This window comes from Streptococcus pseudopneumoniae (assembly GCF_001073085.1).
GTDB lineage: Bacteria > Bacillota > Bacilli > Lactobacillales > Streptococcaceae > Streptococcus > Streptococcus pseudopneumoniae_M.
In genome coordinates this window covers 101,275-118,856 of record NZ_JVFV01000044.1, presented here as the reverse complement: position 1 = coordinate 118,856, position 17,582 = coordinate 101,275, and the positions used below count along the sequence as shown (strand labels likewise).

19 protein-coding genes are annotated in these 17,582 nt (G+C 41.3%); 2 read left to right on the top strand and 17 right to left on the bottom strand.

The features are described 5' to 3' along the window. Positions 1–111: 111 nt before the first annotated feature. From ADH90_RS10425 to ADH90_RS10385, 9 genes are all read right to left on the bottom strand, one after another. Positions 112–1,779, bottom strand: coding sequence for a DAK2 domain-containing protein (locus tag ADH90_RS10425; RefSeq protein ID WP_049531217.1), 1,668 nt, complete (start codon positions 1,777–1,779; stop codon positions 112–114). Between the two features lie 2 nt (positions 1,780–1,781). Further along, positions 1,782–2,147, bottom strand: a complete 366-nt coding sequence (locus tag ADH90_RS10420) for an Asp23/Gls24 family envelope stress response protein (protein ID WP_000216431.1) — start codon at positions 2,145–2,147, stop codon at positions 1,782–1,784. A 150-nt stretch (positions 2,148–2,297) separates the two neighbouring features. Then, the gene (gene rpmB, locus ADH90_RS10415) at positions 2,298–2,486 is read right to left on the bottom strand and encodes a 50S ribosomal protein L28 (protein ID WP_001140948.1); all 189 of its coding nucleotides are present in this window, start codon (positions 2,484–2,486) and stop codon (positions 2,298–2,300) included. A 106-nt stretch (positions 2,487–2,592) separates the two neighbouring features. Beyond that, on the bottom strand, positions 2,593–3,267 hold the full coding sequence (locus ADH90_RS10410; RefSeq protein ID WP_049531216.1) for a LiaF transmembrane domain-containing protein: 675 nt from the start codon (positions 3,265–3,267) through the stop codon (positions 2,593–2,595). Between the two features lie 4 nt (positions 3,268–3,271). Then, positions 3,272–3,718 (bottom strand): LytTR family DNA-binding domain-containing protein, encoded by a 447-nt coding sequence (locus tag ADH90_RS10405; RefSeq protein ID WP_004250544.1) that lies wholly within the window; start codon positions 3,716–3,718, stop codon positions 3,272–3,274. Positions 3,719–3,836: 118 nt separating this feature from the next. Further along, positions 3,837–4,340 (bottom strand): phosphatase PAP2 family protein, encoded by a 504-nt coding sequence (locus ADH90_RS10400; protein ID WP_049531213.1) that lies wholly within the window; start codon positions 4,338–4,340, stop codon positions 3,837–3,839. A 116-nt stretch (positions 4,341–4,456) separates the two neighbouring features. Further along, positions 4,457–6,217, bottom strand: coding sequence for an ABC transporter ATP-binding protein (locus tag ADH90_RS10395; protein ID WP_049531212.1), 1,761 nt, complete (start codon positions 6,215–6,217; stop codon positions 4,457–4,459). Beyond that, a complete protein-coding gene (locus tag ADH90_RS10390; protein WP_049531211.1) occupies positions 6,207–7,976 on the bottom strand; it encodes an ABC transporter ATP-binding protein in 1,770 nt (589 codons plus the stop codon). The genes ADH90_RS10395 and ADH90_RS10390 overlap by 11 nt, the downstream gene beginning before the upstream one ends. Continuing rightward, positions 7,960–8,421 (bottom strand): MarR family winged helix-turn-helix transcriptional regulator, encoded by a 462-nt coding sequence (locus tag ADH90_RS10385; RefSeq protein WP_049531210.1) that lies wholly within the window; start codon positions 8,419–8,421, stop codon positions 7,960–7,962. The genes ADH90_RS10390 and ADH90_RS10385 overlap by 17 nt, the downstream gene beginning before the upstream one ends. Positions 8,422–8,628: 207 nt before the next feature. Between ADH90_RS10385 and ADH90_RS10380 the strand changes: the two genes are divergently transcribed. Then, complete coding sequence (locus ADH90_RS10380) at positions 8,629–9,303, top strand: CD20-like domain-containing protein (RefSeq protein ID WP_049531209.1); 675 nt, start codon at positions 8,629–8,631, stop codon at positions 9,301–9,303. 222 nt (positions 9,304–9,525) lie between these two features. Here ADH90_RS10380 and ADH90_RS10375 read toward each other — a convergent pair whose 3' ends face one another. Both ADH90_RS10375 and ADH90_RS10370 read right to left on the bottom strand, forming a co-directional pair. Further along, on the bottom strand, positions 9,526–10,242 hold the full coding sequence (locus ADH90_RS10375) for a YebC/PmpR family DNA-binding transcriptional regulator (RefSeq protein WP_049531208.1): 717 nt from the start codon (positions 10,240–10,242) through the stop codon (positions 9,526–9,528). 97 nt (positions 10,243–10,339) lie between these two features. Beyond that, on the bottom strand, positions 10,340–11,710 hold the full coding sequence (locus ADH90_RS10370; RefSeq protein ID WP_049531207.1) for an MATE family efflux transporter: 1,371 nt from the start codon (positions 11,708–11,710) through the stop codon (positions 10,340–10,342). 109 nt (positions 11,711–11,819) lie between these two features. On the opposite strand from ADH90_RS10370, the gene ADH90_RS10365 reads away from it, so the two are divergent. After that, positions 11,820–12,374, top strand: coding sequence for a GNAT family N-acetyltransferase (locus ADH90_RS10365; RefSeq protein WP_049531205.1), 555 nt, complete (start codon positions 11,820–11,822; stop codon positions 12,372–12,374). 156 nt (positions 12,375–12,530) lie between these two features. Here ADH90_RS10365 and ADH90_RS10360 read toward each other — a convergent pair whose 3' ends face one another. The 6 genes from ADH90_RS10360 to tsaE form a co-directional block, all read right to left on the bottom strand. Next, positions 12,531–12,725, bottom strand: coding sequence for a PspC domain-containing protein (locus tag ADH90_RS10360; protein ID WP_049531204.1), 195 nt, complete (start codon positions 12,723–12,725; stop codon positions 12,531–12,533). A gap of 282 nt (positions 12,726–13,007) precedes the next feature. Next, positions 13,008–14,162: a recombinase RecA gene (recA, locus tag ADH90_RS10355; RefSeq protein ID WP_049531203.1), complete on the bottom strand. Its 1,155-nt coding sequence runs from the start codon at positions 14,160–14,162 to the stop codon at positions 13,008–13,010. Between the two features lie 41 nt (positions 14,163–14,203). After that, positions 14,204–15,472: a competence/damage-inducible protein A gene (locus tag ADH90_RS10350; RefSeq protein ID WP_049531202.1), complete on the bottom strand. Its 1,269-nt coding sequence runs from the start codon at positions 15,470–15,472 to the stop codon at positions 14,204–14,206. 79 nt (positions 15,473–15,551) lie between these two features. Next, on the bottom strand, positions 15,552–16,589 hold the full coding sequence (gene brpA / locus ADH90_RS10345) for a biofilm formation/cell division transcriptional regulator BrpA (RefSeq protein WP_049531248.1): 1,038 nt from the start codon (positions 16,587–16,589) through the stop codon (positions 15,552–15,554). 4 nt (positions 16,590–16,593) lie between these two features. Continuing rightward, positions 16,594–17,115, bottom strand: a complete 522-nt coding sequence (locus tag ADH90_RS10340) for a GNAT family N-acetyltransferase (protein ID WP_049531201.1) — start codon at positions 17,113–17,115, stop codon at positions 16,594–16,596. Beyond that, positions 17,105–17,548, bottom strand: coding sequence for a tRNA (adenosine(37)-N6)-threonylcarbamoyltransferase complex ATPase subunit type 1 TsaE (tsaE, locus tag ADH90_RS10335; RefSeq protein ID WP_049531247.1), 444 nt, complete (start codon positions 17,546–17,548; stop codon positions 17,105–17,107). The genes ADH90_RS10340 and tsaE overlap by 11 nt, the downstream gene beginning before the upstream one ends. Between the last annotated feature and the right edge of the window lie 34 nt (positions 17,549–17,582).

The following is a 17,582-nucleotide window of genomic DNA, read 5'->3' as shown; positions in this document are numbered from 1 at the left end:
TACTAGATTGGATTGATTTTCTAGCACCAATCAGCTACTGGGTCCAAAACTCATTGCAAACCAAAAAGATCGGGAATCTTTTCCCGACCTCTTTCGTTTTCTATTTCATTCTTATTCCACACTGAAAAGATATGGATACACTGGTTGTTGACCTTGGTGGATTTCTACTTCAACATCTTCGAATTCTTCTGCAATTTCTTGGGCGATTTGGTTAGCCAATTCTTCGCTTCCATCTTCACCAATATAGAAGGTTACGATTTCACTGTCTTCATCCAACATATGTTTCAAAGTTTCAGTCAGAGTTTGGTGCATATCAGGGTTTGATACGAGGATCTTACCATCAACCATACCTAGATTGTCATTTTCATGGATTTCCAAACCATCGATAGTCGTATCACGAACGGCTGTTGTTACACTACCGCTGACAACATCACCAAGTGCTGCAGTCATACGTTCTTTATTTTCTCCGATAGACTTGCTTGGGTCAAATGCTAGAAGACTAGTCAATCCTTGAGGAAGGGTACGAGCTTCTACCACTACTGCTGGTTGTTCTAATACTTCAGCTGCAGATTGAGCTGCCATGAAGATATTTTTGTTGTTGGGCAAGAAGATGATGTTGCGAGCATTCACTTGCTCTACAGCCTTTATAAAGTCTTCTGTCGAAGGGTTCATGGTTTGTCCACCCTCGATAACATAGTCCACACCTTGAGCACGGAAGATGTCTGCCAATCCTTGTCCAGCTACTACTGCGATAAGGGCGTATTCTTTTTCTTCAGCTGGTTTGCTGACTTGAGCTGCTTCTTTTTCCACTTGTGCTTCGTGTTGGTTACGCATGTTATCGACTTTAACCTTGACCAAGCTACCATATTTAAGACCTTCTTGCATAACAAGACCTGGATCTTCTGTATGGACGTGAACTTTAACGATTTCATCGTCATTGACAACAAGCAATGAGTCCCCAAGTTCGTTCAAGTAGTTACGGAATTCTTCGTAGTCAAACTCTTTAGCATAAGTTGGGCCTTGTTTAAGAGCAACCATGATCTCCGTACAGTAACCAAAGGTGATGTCTTCTGTTGCCACATGTCCAGCTACAGACTTGTGGTGTTCAGCATTGATCATTTCACTCATGTTGGCTGGAGTAGCGACAAAGTCCTCAGAAGCGCTATATTCACCAGTAAGAGCTGAAAGGAAACCTTCGTAGATGAAGACCAAACCTTGACCACCTGAGTCTACAACTCCAACTTCCTTCAATACTGGAAGCATGTCTGGAGTCTTAGCAAGGGCTGTTTTAGCTCCTTCCAAAGCTGCACGCATAACCTCAACGGCATCATCTGTCTGCTCGGCTTTTTTCTTAGCACCGATGGCAGCACCACGTGATACAGTCAAGATTGTTCCTTCAACTGGCTTCATAACAGCCTTGTAGGCTACTTCAACACCAGATTGGAAGGCAAGAGCTAGGTCTTTCCCTGTTAACTCTTCTTTGGTTTTGATGGCTTGCGAAAATCCGCGGAAAAGCTGAGAAGTGATAACTCCTGAGTTCCCACGCGCACCCATCAAAAGACCTTTAGCCAAGATGCTTGCAGCCTCACCAACTGTTGAAGCTGGTTTGTCTGCTACTTCTTTAGCACCATTTTCGATAGTCATTCCCATGTTTGTTCCTGTATCTCCATCTGGAACTGGGAAGACGTTCAATGAGTTAACATATTCGGCTTGCTTGTTCAAACGAGTAGATGCAGCCTGTACCATTTCTTGAAATAAGCTTGTAGTAATATTTGACACGATTATTCTCCTACAACTTTGATATTTTGAATATAGACATTCACAGTTTGAGCCGTGATGCCAAGTTGGTTTTCCAAACTAAAGCGTACACGCTCTTGGATGTTTTTTGAGACTTCACTAATCTTAGTTCCGTAGCTCAACACGGTATATACATCAACTGCAATGCTACCATCTTCGGCCGCTTTTACAACGACACCTTTAGAATAATTTTCCTTCCCAAGGAGGGCTTGGAAATTATCTTTGAGGGCTTTCTTACTTGCCATACCGACCACACCAAAAATCTCAGTTGCTGCACCGCCTACAACGGTAGCAATCACTTCATCTGTTAGTTCGATTTGACCATCTTTTGTATTAATTTTTACAGTCATTTTTTCTACCTCAACTAGTTGATACTCTATTTTATCATATTTCAAGCCAAGTGTAAAAGCAGAATACTGTATCGGCGGATATTTGCTCCTTTGACGAGACTTTTTGAGCTTAGAGCAAAAGAAAAAGACCTGATGGCCTTTTACTCTTTATTAAACGCGTTCTACTTTACCTGATTTCAAAGCACGAGCTGAAGCCCAAACTTTTTTAGGTTTACCATCGATAAGTACAGTAACTTTTTGAAGGTTTGGTTTTACGGCACGTTTTGTTTGGTTCATCGCGTGTGAACGGTTGTTTCCTGATACAGTCTTACGACCTGTAAAGTAACATACTTTAGCCATTTGTGTTTTCCTCCTATTAGATCTAATATAGCGGATGTGCTAGCACCACATACTGTACTATGTTATCACACTTTCTCTTTTTTGGCAAGGGGATTGGAAGATTTTTTTATTTAACGTAAACAACTCCTAGTTTCCCAAAAGCTACATCTCCACGGATAATCAAAGTTTTGCTGGTTGGGGCTACAGGGGCATCTGCCTTGGCTGCTCCACAAAAAGTCTCTACCTTTAGATCTACTCTCCAGTGTTGAGGCACGTAGATAACTGCATTCCCAAAACCGACTTCGATATTCAGAGTAGCAAAATCACCTAACATCTCTGCATTGTCATAATAGATTTTGGCATTCCCAAATCCGACTTCAAACTGGTCTTCTACCAATTCTTGGTCTTGCTTGTAAAATGTACCCGCCCCAAAAGCGACTTCCTTGTCTGTCAGAATGGTCTTTTCACCGTCATACCACCATTTTTTTCCATTCCAAGTTCTATTAGAATGAGTGAGTGCGCTGACACCCATTACGATTAAAATACTTGCCCAGAACAATGATTGATTTGGAATCGGTAAAATGTCATAAAAATGATTAGCAATCATGAGGGCCACTAGGGCTGTAAAAGTGGCTGATGTCAGATGACGACGAAGCAAAGCTTCAATTGATTGATAGGCAAAAAATCCAATACCAATCAAAGGCCAGATATGCCCTCCCAGAGAAGGGATTCCAAAATTCCCCTGCAATAACACTAAAGCTGCCAATACTAGCAACACAATACCAAATGCTTTCTTTTTCATGTTCTTACCTCATGTTTCTTAGATTTTCTTTTAGGAGGGATTGATAGTGCCGTGACACGTGAACCTCCTTGTGGGTCTGATAAAAGGAAATAGTTCCTGTTCCTGAAAAGGACTTATCAACCGAGTAAACTTGCCGGATATTGGCAATGGTCGACTTGGATACCCGACTGAAATAGCGGGGCAGGATGGACTCTAGTTCATAAAGCTTGAGCCGAACCTCGTAGGCTTCTTTCTGGGTATGGGCGTAAATCTTGCTACCTTCCGTCTCAAAGAAGAGGATTTCTGCCAAGTCTAAGTAATACTCACCCGTCCCCTTATAAAAGATCAACCTAGGAGCCTTGGTTTCTTGCAAGAGTCGTTGCAAGTCAGCTATCTCATCTGTCAGGGCTGCAGCCTTGATGACAATCTCTGTCTCAGTTAATTCACTATCAATCTCGATTCGTAACTTCATCCTATCTCCTTTCTGCATCTACTATACCAAAGGCCAGAAGACTTTACAAGGGCAAAAAAGCAAGTGGTCACTTTTGACCCGTAAGTGGTTACGAGGCCAAGCCCACTTGCTTTGCTTCTTACACAATAAAGAAAAGAATTCCCAAGAGGAAGCCACAGGCGTAGCCAACTAAAACATCCTTGGGATAATGAACACCACCCAAGACTCGCACAAAACCGAGAAAAGCTGATAAGACCAATAAAAGCAATCCCACAGGCAGATTTGCATGCAAGCAAGCCATGGAAATGATGGTTGCTGAAAAGACATGGCGGCTGGGCATTGAATTCCCAAGGCTATCCTTGTCTAGTAACGGAATAATTTCCCAAGTCTCATAAGGACGCGGTTGATTGATCCGCTTACGAACAAGCGTCAATAGAACAAAGCCAGAAGCTGGCACTAAGATATAAGCATAAAGGTCGTTTCCAACCCCTTTACTTACAAAGTTTGTTCCCAACAAGGTCAAGTAAGCTAAGGGCATCAGAACTGTCATCATACGATTAAAGACTCGCATCAATTGCAATAATTGTGGATGTCGAAGAAGACTTGATTTCCTCTCATCGTACCACTCTTGATAGTTTTTCATCTGTTTTCTCGTTGTTTCTAGATTTTACACAAGAAGCCTGACAGAACGAGTCTGCTAGCATCTCCTACTCTAGTATAGTGCAGAAAAAGAAGGCCGTCAAGCCTTCTTTTGAATTACTATTCTTCTGCTTCATCTTCTGTAAATTGACTATTGTAGAGGTCTGCATAGAAACCACCTTGAGCCATGAGTTCCTCATGATTGCCTTGCTCGATGATGTTTCCTTCTTTCATGACCAGAATCAAGTCAGCATTGCGTATCGTTGACAAGCGGTGGGCGATGACAAAGGATGTGCGTCCCTCCATCAAACGGTCCATAGCCTTTTGAATCAACTCCTCCGTACGAGTATCGACTGAGGATGTTGCTTCGTCCAGAATCAAGAGCGGAGCATCCTTGAGCAGGGCACGAGCGATAGTCAAGAGCTGCTTTTGACCTACTGACAAGGTCACTGTATCATCCAAGACGGTATCGTATCCATCAGGTAAGGTTGTGATGAAGTGGTGGATTCCGACTGCTTTGGCAGCTTCAATCACTTCTACATCACTGATACCTGTTTGATTGTAGATGAGATTGTCTCGAATGGTTCCTTCAAAGAGCCAGGTATCCTGCAAGACCATTGAAAAGGCATCGTGTACTTCTGAGCGCTTCATAGCCTTGGTATCCACACCATCAATGCGAATACTTCCCTTATCAATCTCATAGAATTTCATCAAGAGGTTAACAATGGTCGTCTTCCCAGCACCAGTTGGTCCGACAATCGCGATTTTTTGACCTGCATGAGCTGTCGCAGAAAAGTCATGAATGATCGTTCGCTCCGGTGTGTAGCCAAATGAAACTCTGTCAAAGATCACTTCACCCTTCATGTTGGTCAATTGTCTTTCCTTATGAGATTCATCTTCCATTTCCTCTTCACCTAGAAATTCGAAGACACGAGTCATAGCTGCACTAGCTTGTTGTAAGCTGGTAATTCCTTGGGCAATCTGTGATAAGGGTTGCGAGAATGTTCGAACATAAACCATGAAGGCTACAATAATCCCGATACTGATATACCCTTCAAGAGCCAAGGCAGCACCGACGATAATGACTAGAACATAACTAAAGTTGCCTACAAAGACCATGGCAGGCATCATAATTCCAGAGATAAACTGAGATTTCCAGATGCTATCATGTAGATTCTGATTCAAGCCTGCAAATGTATCTTTTGTTGGTTCCACAGCATTATAGCTGGTCACCACATTGTGGCCAGAGTACATTTCTTCCACATAGCCATTTACAGCTGCTAGGTTATTTTGTTGAGCTTTAAAGTAGCCCTGCGACTTGGCCATAATTACGGAAACCGCCGTAAATCCAACAAGGGTTGAAACAACGGTTACCAGTGCCAAAATCCAGTTCATACCAAACATGGTAATCAAAACAGCAATCAGTAAAAAGCTGGCTGAAAGAACTGTCCCAAGGCTTTGGTTAAGAGACTGAGCTGCTGTATCAACGTCATTAGTCACACGAGAAAGGGTGTCCCCTTGAGAATGACGGTCAAAATAAGCAAGTGGCAAGCGATTGATTTTCTCAGCAATAGCTGTCCGCAAACGTTTTGAGAAATGTTGGATACTAGTTGAAAAAATGTAGGCTTGCGTATAGTTCAGGATAATCCCAAGCACATAGAGGATAACCAAAAAGCTAGCAATACTTGAGACAGCCTCTAGGTCAATCTCTGTCATTAACCCATCTGAAATCAAATTGGTAATTTCTTTGATCTTAGTTGGTCCATAAACCGTGATAATACTTGAACATATAGCCGCCACAACTGCGATTAGTAGGGGAAGTTGGAGACCTGCTAGAAAAGGTTTACACTGTTTCCATAAGGACATTTTCTTATTTTCCATGTTCCAATTCCTCCTTCGATAGTTGTGAATAGGCAATTTCTTGGTAAACTTCATTGCTTGCAAGAAGTTCCTTGTGGGTGCCTTGTCCCACGACTTTACCTTGATCCAAGACTAAGATCAGGTCTGCATCCATAATGGTTGAAATGCGTTGAGCAACGATTAACTTAGTCATGGATTGTGTTTTTTCAGCTAATACTTGACGCAAGATACGATCTGTCTTGTAGTCCAAGGCTGAGAATGAATCATCAAAAATGAGAATCTCTGGTTTACGAGCCAAGGCGCGTGCAATGGCCAGACGTTGTCTCTGTCCACCTGAGAAGTTGGTCCCGCCTTGAGCTACTTCTGAGTCAAGACCGGCTTCCTTATCCTCTATAAAGTTTTTAGATTGAGCCAATTCCAAAGCTTGCCACATGGCCGTTTCACTTAGTGGTGTTTCTTGACTCTTACCAAAGTCGAGATTGCCCTTAACATCTCCAGAAAAGAGCACAGCTTTTTGTGGGATATAGCCAACTTTATTACGCAAATCTTCTAAGTCATAATTCTGAACATTGACGCCGTCTACTAGAATTTCTCCCTCTGATACATCATAAAAACGGGGCAAGAGGTTAACTAGAGTAGATTTACCAGAACCGGTTGAGCCGATAAAGGCAAGGGTTTGCCCTGCTTCTGCCTTGAAGCTGACATGTTCCACAACTGCTTCTGAGTTTTTAGAGTAGCGGAAGGTTACGTCGCGGTATTCCACTTGACCTTTTACAGAAGAGTTTGCTGTCTGTGGGTGACTAGGATTTTCAATAGTAGAATGAAGGTCCAAGACTTGATTGATACGACCTGCAGAAACCAAGGTACGAGGCAAGACGATAAAGAGAGCACCCATGAGTAAGAAGCCCATTACCACTTGCATAGCATAGGACATGAAGACCACCATATCGCTAAAGAGGGGTAGACGCTCTGTCAAACTAGCGTCGTTGATAAGATAAGCACCAATCCAGTAAATGGCAAGGACCAAGCCACTAGAAATCGCCATCATAATAGGATTCATAATGGCCATTAAGCGACTGACAAAGAGATTGAGTCGTGTGACTTCATCATTGGCTTCTTCAAATTTCTTATCTTGGTAATCCTCAGCATTGTAAGCACGAACAACCCGAATCCCTGTCAAGCTTTCACGAGTAATACTGTTCAGTTTATCTGTCAATTTTTGAATGACAGATTGTTTAGGAAAGGCCAAAGTCATCAAGACAGTTGTCATCAGAACATTGACAATGACTGCCACCACTACTGCCCAAATCCAGTATTCAGACTTGCCAAGGATTTTACCAATGGCCCAAATAGCCATGATAGGACCACGAGTGACCACTTGGAGTCCCATGGTAAAGAGCATCTGAATCTGCGTGATATCATTAGTCGTCCGAGTCAAAAGACTAGGAATAGAGAAACGTTTAATTTCTGTCTGGGAGTAATCCAAAACACGATTAAAAATATCGCTTCGTAGTTGAGCCGTATAGGATGCTGCAACTCGAGCAGCAAAAAATCCAACTGTTACAGATGATAGGAAGGCTAAGAATGACAAACCTATCATCTTAGTTGCTGGCGACCAAAGGTCTCCCAACTCCGTACCTGGCGTTCCGAGTAATTCTGTTATTTTTGAAACGTAAGTCGGTACTTCTAACTCTAGATAGACCGAGCAACAGGTAAAGAGAACAGTTATTAGAATCATGCCCCACTCTTTTCCTGTGATACGCTTAGCGAGTTTCTTCATCTGCTCCTCCTATTTTTTCTATATTTGCTTGTAGTTGGCCCATGACTTCTTCAAAAATAGCGAGATTCTCTTCGGAAATGCCATCAAGTAAACTACGGTCAATTCGATCAAAAAAAGACTTAACTTGCTTCATTTGAGAGCGTGATTTTTCGGTCAAGTGAACAAATTTCGCCCGTTTATCACTTGGACTCGTCTCCAACTCCACCAAACCATTTTGTACCATACGCTTGACCAAATTACTTGCAACAGACTTGGTAATATTAAGTTCTTGTTCAATATCCTTGATGAGAGTTAATTCTTGTTCATGCTCACGCCAACCTAAAAAACGCAGAACTTGTCCTTGAGGTCCCCCCATAAATTCAATACCACAACGCTTGGCTTCCTTTTGCACCATGAGGTGAACCTGATGACTAAAACGTTTTAAAACCAACATCGGTTTATCCATATCTGCTTCCTCCCAAATAAAAATAGTTCTCTTGAGAACAATTAAGTTTCCATGAGAACTATTTTATCATTTTCAGAAAAGATGTCAAGAAAAAAGTTTCTATGAGAACTATCTCGGTATAAATTGACATCAGCTCTTATTTTATCTATAATAAACACTATCTCACACGAACACAAATCCAGTTTACTAGAAATGAGTAATTCACAAATGAAGCAAAAAGAACAGAAAATCTTAGGAATCCTTGCCATCATCTTTGGAACCCTGGCACTTCTTGGTTCTTGGATACCTATTGTAAACATCCTATCATTTTTCCTTGCCATTGCCTCTTTGATTTTAGGAATTTTTGGCATTGTCCTCAATCTCAGAAACCGTAAAACATTGGCCATTATTGGAACAACCTTAGGTGTTATTTCCATTGTCATTGTTTTGATAACTCAAGTTCTATCTACTAATATCTTTACTGACCTTGCCAGAACCTTTAGTCACCCCTATAGAAACATCACTTTTTCAACTAATGCTGGGGAGTATGATGAACTTCCTGATAGTAGTACAGCTGAGGAAGATGACGAAGATGATACCGAATTCTTCACTTGGAGTCAGGAACAGTTCGATGCCTTGGTAGAAGGGGACACTTCTGATAGCGGGAAGGGAGGCAGCAACTACAAAGATATTATCAGGAAACACGGAATCCCAGATTCAGAAACAGATTCAATTATGGGAGACTATGAAATAAAAAGAATCACCTATCTCTCCATCAGTTCAGATCCTAAGACAGTTGTGCTCACCTTCGTAAAACAAGAAAATGGCCAGTTTCTTCTGATCCGTAAATTCGCCATCGGACTGGACCGCAAAGAACAATCTGATTCTGGAGTAAAAATTTAACATAACTAAAAAGGTTCTGGGAATAGCAATCGGTAGACCAAGTCTCGATTTCTAAATCCCAGCACCACGATATTTCCACAATCCATTGGATTATAGACGATTATAGATAACTAATAACGTTTTGGGCAAAAGAGATTTTTGTCTCTTTCTTGCCCCTTTTGTCATCACAAGATAAACAAACCCCTTGAAAATATTGAATTTTCAAAGGGGTTATTTTTATTCTTAGAATCCGTCTACGTTTGTGTAGATTTTTTGTACGTCTTCGTCGTCTTCAAGGACTCCGTAGAGTTTTTCAAATGTTTCCAAATCTTCACCTAACAACTCAACTTCTGATTGAGGAATCATTTCCAATTCAGTTACTTGGAATTCTTCAATACCAGACCCACGCAAGGCAACGATAGCCTTGTGAAGGTCAGTTGGTGCAGTGTAGACAGTGATTGTTCCTTCTTCTGCTTCTACATCATCTACATCAACATCTGCTTCAAGCAAGAGTTCAAAAATAGCATCAGCATCGTCACCTGCAAATACGATAACACCCTTGTTGTCAAAGAGATAAGATACAGAACCTGAAGCTCCCATATTTCCGCCGTTTTTACCAAAGGCAGCACGCACGTTGGCAGCTGTACGGTTAACGTTTGAAGTCAAAGTATCAACGATCAACATAGAACCATTTGGTCCGAAACCTTCGTAACGACCTTCTGTAAAGGTTTCGTCTGTGTTTCCTTTTGCTTTATCGATAGCCTTATCAATAACGTGTTTTGGCACTTGCGCTTGTTTGGCACGATCGATAACGAATTTCAAAGCAGTGTTTAGTTCTGGATCTGGTTCACCTTTTTTAGCTGCTACATAGATTTCTACACCAAACTTTGCATATACTTTAGAGTTAGCTCCATCTTTAGCTGTTTTCTTAGCTACGATATTGGCCCATTTACGTCCCATTAGGAATCTCCTTTTTTCACATTTTAATCTTTCTTATTATAACACAAGTCTACCTGATTTTCACTAGAGGAAATGGATTTTTCTTTTGTAAATCAAGCTAGGATTTCCCACCAGCAACCAAGATTTTCTTGCCTTCTTTGATCCATGGATGTTTGGAAAGTGAGAAGTAAAGTTGAGCAGTCATAACTAGCCAGAGAAGGGGCTCACATAGAATCACACCTGTATAGCCTGTCCAAGGAATAATCCAAGCCACAAACACGATTTTCCCAAATAACTCGATAAAGCTAGATACGAGAGGTAGGAACTTTTGACCTAGCCCTTGTAAGCTATTTCTATAGATCAATAAAAGACTCAAAAATGGATAGAATACAGAACTGATGCGTAGGTATAAAGTCCCATTTTCAATCAAGTAGCCGTCTGTCGAACTTGCCAGGAAAGAAACTAGAGTAGGACTTGCAAAAAATAGGAAAATACAGGCAAAGCTCGCCCAAGCCATACTGATATAACTCCCTAGTCGAAGACCGTGAACAATACGTTCTGGACGTTTTGCCCCAAAGTTTTGAGAGATAAATGTGGTCATAGAGGCTGAAATAGCCGTCATTGGCAATAAGGCAAAGGCCATGATTCGGCGTGCTGCCGTCTGAGCACTGATAATGACTGCTCCAAAACTATTGACTGAGGATTGCAAAATAACACTTCCGACAGAGACGATTGAACCCATCAAGCCCATAGCTAGCCCCTGCTCCAAGAGTTCAACATAGAGAGCCTTGTTCCATTTGAAGTGCTTCAAGCTTGGAAGAAGCTCCGGAACACTCTTGCGAATATAGAAATAACAGAGAATAGCGGACAAACCTTGCGAGATGATGGTTGCAAGACCAGCAGATTGAACACCTAACTTCAATTGTGTAATAAAATATAAATCTAGAATGACGTTAACAATGGCTGAAAAGACAAGAAAGGCAAGCGCCGCAAGGCTATCACCAATCGAGCGTAGTAATCCTGCAAAGAGATTATAAGCAAAGCTAACTCCCACACAACTGACAATCATTGAGATGTATTCATAAGACTGGGGGAGAATCTCTGTAGGAGTTTCCAGATATTGGAGAAGTGGATAGAGGCCGACAAAGCCTATCGCCATAACAATCACACTTAAAAGGGCTCCTAAGATCCAAGTGGCTGCGACAGCTTCTTTAATCTTCGAAAAGTTACGGGCTCCATAATAGCGGGCAATCACCACTCCCATTCCATTGCCAACTCCGAGAGCAAAACCGATAATCAAGTCAAAGATAGCCGTTGTTGCCCCAACAGCCGCCAAAGAGTCTGGCCCTAGAAAACGTCCAACAATCAAAATATCAGCCGTATTATAAAGTTGCTGAAAAATATTGGACAGTAAAATCGGGAATGCGAAACTAAGTAGCGCGGGAAGGATGGGACCATAAATCAAGTCCACCGTTGATTTTTTATTCATAAGGCTTATTATATCAGCTTTCTAGTAGGGGAACAAGAGAGTTTGGATAAGAAAGCGTTGCCTATATACAGACAATCTGGTATAATCATAACAGAAAAGGAGGTTAGGTATGACCTTAACCAGCCAATTAATTACAGATGTATTCCCAGATCTTGAAAAAGTTGACCAATTAAACAAGGAAGCTTTTCCTGAAGAAGAAAGGGTACCTTTGGATGAATTTTTACGTTACCAAGATAGGGATGACGCTCACTTTTTCGCTTTTTATAACGAGGAAGAATTTGTTGGCTTCGCTTTTGCTATTGCCAATCAAAAAGCATTCTACATCAGCTTTTTTGCTATTATGCCCCATCTCCGCAGTCATGGCTACGGGAGAGAAATTATTGAAAAACTGATTGATTTTTACCAGCGTACCATGATTCTTGAAGTTGAACGTTTGGATGAGGAATGCGATAACCTCGAACAGCGAAAAGCTCGCATGGAATTCTATAAACAAAACGGCTTCAAAACAGCCAATGCTTTTTTGGAGTACGAAGGTCTTAGTTTTGAGATTCTATATCGTGGCGACCACTTTGATGAAGAAGCCTACCGTGATATCTTCCAAAAATTACAAGAAGAAAATTACTTTGACTTCCACATCGAGTACCGTCGCTTTAGTGAACACTAGTCTGGATGGCAACCTTGAGTCTCCATTAAAGATTTATAATTTTCTCTGTAACCAATATACAATCACCTGTCGTAGGTGATTTTTTGTTATTTCAGAATAAATTAAGAAGAAAATTTGACAAAACTTTCCCCAGCACATCATAAAGATGCACTAAGTTTACGCTTCTGTTCCAGCTTCTGGCATGATGAGCCAAAGAATGAAGTAAGCAAGAATTCCTGATCCACCTAGTAATGTGAAGAGAATCCAAATAGCACGAACCAATGTTTGGTCCATATCTAAGTAGTCAGCAAGACCTGCACAAACACCAGCAATTTTTTTATCTTGAACATTACGAACTAAACGTTTTTCCATAAAAATCTCCTTATACTAATTTTTCTTTTAATTTATCATCAAATCAAATCTTTTTCAATAGTCTTTCTACTTTTTATCAGAAGATGCTAGTTTTAGAAAACTATATACTCTCATTGTTTCAGTTCTTTATACTCTTCGAAAATCAAATTCAAACCACGTCAGCTTCGCCTTGTCGTACTCAAGTACAGCCTGCGGATCGCTTCCTAGTTTGCTCTTTGATTTTCATTGAGTATTAGTCCACGATAACAGAAAAAGTGGGGATCCCTCCACCACTTTTACTTTTTAATCTTCAATTTCGATTTCAAGATCATCGCCAAGGTCAAGAGTCACTTCTTGATTAGCTACTTCTGATTCCGCAGGTGCAACTTTTTCATCGGCTACTGCATCATCTTCAATCAAGCCAAACTTGACACGAACTTGGTGGTCAATCTCGTCAAAGATTTCTGGATGATCTGCCAAGTATTTCTTAGCATTTTCAGAACCTTGACCGATCTTTTCGTCTTTATAAGAGTACCATGCTCCTGCTTTCTTGATGATGTCAAGATCACTTGCAATCTTCAAAAGCTCACCAGTTCTTGAAATCCCTTCACCATACATGATTTCAACAAAGGCTTCTTTAAATGGTGGAGCCACCTTGTTTTTAACAACCTTAATCTTGGTTTCCTTACCTACGCTCGTATCTTTTTGGTCACCAGTTCCCTTGATTTGTGTGCTTCCACGAACATCCAAACGGACAGAAGCGTAAAATTTAAGAGCACGTCCACCAGGAGTTGTTTCTGGATTACCAAACATAACCCCTACTTTTTCACGCAATTGGTTGATGAAGATAGCAATTGTCTTTGTCTTGTTAATAGAAGCCCCGAGTTTACGCATAGCCTGGCTCATCATACGAGCTTGAAGACCAACGTGGCTATCTCCGATATCACCATCGATTTCCGCACGAGGCACAAGAGCTGCAACTGAGTCGATAACGACAAGGTCAACTGCACCTGAGTCAATCAATTTCCCAGCAATTTCAAGACCTTGCTCCCCTGAGTCTGGTTGTGACAAGAGCAATTCATCGATATTAACTCCAAGCGCTGCTGCATAGGCTGGATCAAGAGCGTGCTCTGCATCGATAAAGGCAGCAATTCCGCCTTCTTTTTGGGCTTGCGCTACCGCATGAAGGGCTACTGTTGTCTTACCTGATGACTCTGGTCCGTAGATTTCAATGATACGTCCCTTTGGATAACCACCTGATCCAAGAGCAATATCCAGAGCCAAAGATCCTGAACTCATCACTTGGACTTTTTGCTCTGCACGTTCACCCAAGCGCATGATTGATCCCTTACCAAAGTCTTTTTCAATCAATTTAAGGGCATCGTTCAAGGCTTTTTCACGATCAGCACCAAATTTTTTGCCAATTTCGTCTAATTTTTTTGTTGGTTTTTTCGCCATTTTGTTCTCCTATATTCTAATAGTCCTAAGACCTTCTTCTATTATAACAAATCTCCAGCACTTAATAAAGCTCTGCGAACTAGGTTAAAGGCATGTAGGACTGCAATTTCTCGCACATCTCCACGACTTCTACCTGCGATATTGGCCTGGATAACTTCTGTACCCGAAGCTTGTGCCAAAGCGATAAAGACTGTACCTGCTGGATGTCCTTCTAGGCTGTCTGGTCCAGCCACTCCTGTCAAACTAATTCCAAAATCTGACTGGGTTTTGATGCGCGCCTGTTCAGCCATTTTTTCAGCAGAAAAAGCCGATACAACTCCATATTTCTCCAATTCAGCCTGTGGAATATCAAGCATTTTTGCTTTTTCTTCAAGGCTATAGGTCACAAAACCACCTTTAAAAATAGTAGATACACCTGAAAAATCTGCCAAAGTAGCTTGAAAAAGACCTGCAGTCAAGCTTTCTGCTGCAGTGATGGTTTTCTTTTGCTTTTTCAACTCTTCTACCACCAGGCTAGCCAAGCTGGTTTCTTCCCCATAGCCATAGCAAATTTCTCGAAGTGAAATACCCTCAAAGGTTTCTCTTTCAAGGATTTTTTGTTCTAAAATATCTAGAACACGATCCGCTTCTTCTTGACTCTTAGCCTTGGTCGATAAGCGAAGGGTCACTTCCCCAGTTTTAGCATAAGGTGCCAAGGTTGGATCCGTCTGCTGGTCAATCAAATCTGATAGAATGGTCACTAGCTGGCTCTCACCAATCCCAAAAAAACGTAGCACACGTGAATAGAGCATAGAGCCCGTTGTCAATCTCGGAAGCAACTCATTTAAGACCATAGGTTTCAATTCACTTGGAGGTCCTGGTAGAACGACGTAGGTTACCCCAGCCACCTCGATCAGGCCACCGACTGCCAGCCCTGTTTCGTTTGGTAATGGAGTTGAACCTTGAACGATTTGAGCCTGGCGTTCATTATTTGGAGTTCTAGCATAGTCTGGTCGGTGAGCAAAAAAGTCATCCAGCTTAGCCTGAGCCTGAGGATCAAAAGTCAAGTCACGTCCTAAAAATTGGGCTAAAGTTTGCTTGGTCAAATCATCTTCCGTTGGCCCCAAGCCACCTGTTAAAATAACTAGACTACTACGATTCTGAGCAATTTCTAACAAGGATAAGAGACGAGCCTCGTTATCTCCTACGGCCGTCTGAAAATAGACATCTACACCGATTTCAGCCAACTTTTCAGACAAGAATTGCGCATTGGTATTGACAATCTGACCTGTCAAAATCTCTGTTCCAACAGCTATAATTTCTGCTTTCATTTTTTCCTCCTACTTACCTATTCGGATTTCTTTGAAAAAATCGCAGGATAATTCCTACGATTTGATGAATAGTTTCCTATTATTCTAATTCTTCTACTGCAACACTAGTAGATTGAGGCAACTGACCCTGACCATAAAGATTCTCATACAAGACTACATTAGTCTCCAAATTCGTAACCTCTGGTTGCCCGAGCGAACGGCGTAAAAGATTTTGCATCTCTAACATATGCTCAGATGTCACGATTTGGTAAGATGTCCCTTGAAGCATTGCATCCTCTCCACGCAATTGTTGAGACTCAATATTTTTAAATGAATCTTGATAACCCATCAACTGAGGAATCGTCGTCGTTGTAATTTCGATATTTGTCTGCATATTATCGCTAAGAGCCTTCAGAATCTCTTGATAGTGACTCACACTATTCAAACTAAGAATCTTCTCGACAACTTTTTGAATCACTTCACGCTGACGTTTTTGACGACCATAGTCTCCTTCTGGATCCTGATAACGCATACGTGAATAAACAAGGGCTTCCTCACCATTTAGCTTCTGTTCGCCAACACCGATAGAAATCGTATTAAATGGTTCCTGATCTTGGATAGAGATTGGGAAACCTAGAGTGTTGTTCACTGTAATACCACCCACAGCATCAACCATTCTTTGAAGTCCATGCATATTGACCATCACATAGCGGTCGATATGGATATTCATCATTTTTTGAATCGTTGAAATAGACAACTCTGCTCCACCATTGGCATAGGCGGCATTGAGTTTAGCCTCTATTACACTACCATCTGGCTGCTGGATTTGTGTGAGAATATCTCGCTCTAAACTCATCATGACTGTCTTCTTAGTTTTAGGATTCACCGTCACCAAGATCATTGAATCACTATTACCAGCCCATGGATCTGTACGTTCAACATTCCCTGTGTCCACGCCCATAAGTAAAATCGTCAGAGGTTCGGTCGCTTCAATGACCTTGGTTTCTTCACCGATTTTTTTATAGGTTTTAGCCAAAGTCTGTGTACCCTGTTGGTAGATCGTATAGGCATAAGCTCCCACACCCAGTACTGTCACAAGAACAAAGCCTAAAAACATTCCGATTATCTTTTTTGCCATACTTTTATTCATCTATCAGTTGACCCATCAGGTAAACATCTAGAAACTCTCCTCCTTCTATACAAGCACCACGTTCCTGTAATCCTTCTATGATAAAGCCCATTTTTTCATACAGATGCACCGCAGCAAGATTTCTTTTTTGAACTGTCAATTGTAGACGTCGTACACTACCACTTGATTTGGCCCATTCAATAGCTTCTTCCATCAGGACACTACCGAGACCATTTCCCCAGTAAGCTTTTTTTATTCCTAAAAAGACATCCCCAATATGACGGACTCGCGGACGTTGATCAGCTGTTATATTGATGATTCCTACTAATTCATTATTCAAAAAAGCTAGTAGGATGATTTGATTATCCGACTGGGCCTGCTTATCCAAAAAATGTTGCATCTCAGACCCACTCATTGCAATCCCATTTTCATCCAGACTGGTAAAATTAGACTCTTGACCAATTTGATCTAAGAGAGCAATGACTTCTGAAGCATCCTGGGTTTCCGCTTCACGGATTAAAAGATCATACTCCATCCGTCAACCTCTGCAAAAGTTCTGTTGCCCTTTGACCATGAGCATGAAAGACTATTTCTCGTCCCTCATCTTTTTTTAGGATTTCTAACTCCAGATAATCTGAAGGGAGATCCTCACCCAATAGATGTCCCCACTCAATAACCGTTACACCTGAACCAAAAAGAAATTCGTCCAAATCGATAGAATCTGCATCCCCTTCGATACGATAAACATCCAAGTGATACAGGGGTAGACGTCCTTCATATTCTCGAACAATGGTATAAGTAGGACTCTTAATCATTTGATGAATGTCCAATCCTTTAGCTAGACCTTTTGTTAGTGTTGTTTTCCCAGCACCTAATTCACCAGTCAAAATCAATACATCATTTTTTTCTAACAAGTGCCCTAGCTTTTCCCCAAGTGCAATCAACTCATCTTCATTTTTTGTGTACATGTACTTATTATACCAAAAAGTTTTATTTTGTGAT

Bases quoted from the DNA above. Each gene is read 5' to 3' on its own strand.
- ADH90_RS10365 (WP_049531205.1), top strand. From the start codon at position 11,820: ATGACCTTAACCAGCCAATTAATTACAGATGTATTCCCAGATCTTGAA.
- ADH90_RS10390 (WP_049531211.1), bottom strand. From the start codon at position 7,976: ATGAAGAAACTCGCTAAGCGTATCACAGGAAAAGAGTGGGGCATGATT.
- ADH90_RS10380 (WP_049531209.1), top strand. From the start codon at position 8,629: ATGAAGCAAAAAGAACAGAAAATCTTAGGAATCCTTGCCATCATCTTT.
- ADH90_RS10340 (WP_049531201.1), bottom strand. From the start codon at position 17,115: ATGGAGTATGATCTTTTAATCCGTGAAGCGGAAACCCAGGATGCTTCA.
- ADH90_RS10375 (WP_049531208.1), bottom strand. From the start codon at position 10,242: ATGGGACGTAAATGGGCCAATATCGTAGCTAAGAAAACAGCTAAAGAT.
- ADH90_RS10385 (WP_049531210.1), bottom strand. From the start codon at position 8,421: ATGGATAAACCGATGTTGGTTTTAAAACGTTTTAGTCATCAGGTTCAC.
- ADH90_RS10360 (WP_049531204.1), bottom strand. From the start codon at position 12,725: ATGGAAAAACGTTTAGTTCGTAATGTTCAAGATAAAAAAATTGCTGGT.
- tsaE (WP_049531247.1), bottom strand. From the start codon at position 17,548: ATGTACACAAAAAATGAAGATGAGTTGATTGCACTTGGGGAAAAGCTA.
- ADH90_RS10395 (WP_049531212.1), bottom strand. From the start codon at position 6,217: ATGGAAAATAAGAAAATGTCCTTATGGAAACAGTGTAAACCTTTTCTA.
- ADH90_RS10420 (WP_000216431.1), bottom strand. From the start codon at position 2,147: ATGACTGTAAAAATTAATACAAAAGATGGTCAAATCGAACTAACAGAT.
- brpA (WP_049531248.1), bottom strand. From the start codon at position 16,589: ATGGCAAAAAAGATAATCGGAATGTTTTTAGGCTTTGTTCTTGTGACA.
- ADH90_RS10350 (WP_049531202.1), bottom strand. From the start codon at position 15,472: ATGAAAGCAGAAATTATAGCTGTTGGAACAGAGATTTTGACAGGTCAG.
- ADH90_RS10370 (WP_049531207.1), bottom strand. From the start codon at position 11,710: ATGAATAAAAAATCAACGGTGGACTTGATTTATGGTCCCATCCTTCCC.
- ADH90_RS10410 (WP_049531216.1), bottom strand. From the start codon at position 3,267: ATGAAAAAGAAAGCATTTGGTATTGTGTTGCTAGTATTGGCAGCTTTA.
- rpmB (WP_001140948.1), bottom strand. From the start codon at position 2,486: ATGGCTAAAGTATGTTACTTTACAGGTCGTAAGACTGTATCAGGAAAC.
- recA (WP_049531203.1), bottom strand. From the start codon at position 14,162: ATGGCGAAAAAACCAACAAAAAAATTAGACGAAATTGGCAAAAAATTT.
- ADH90_RS10405 (WP_004250544.1), bottom strand. From the start codon at position 3,718: ATGAAGTTACGAATCGAGATTGATAGTGAATTAACTGAGACAGAGATT.
- ADH90_RS10400 (WP_049531213.1), bottom strand. From the start codon at position 4,340: ATGAAAAACTATCAAGAGTGGTACGATGAGAGGAAATCAAGTCTTCTT.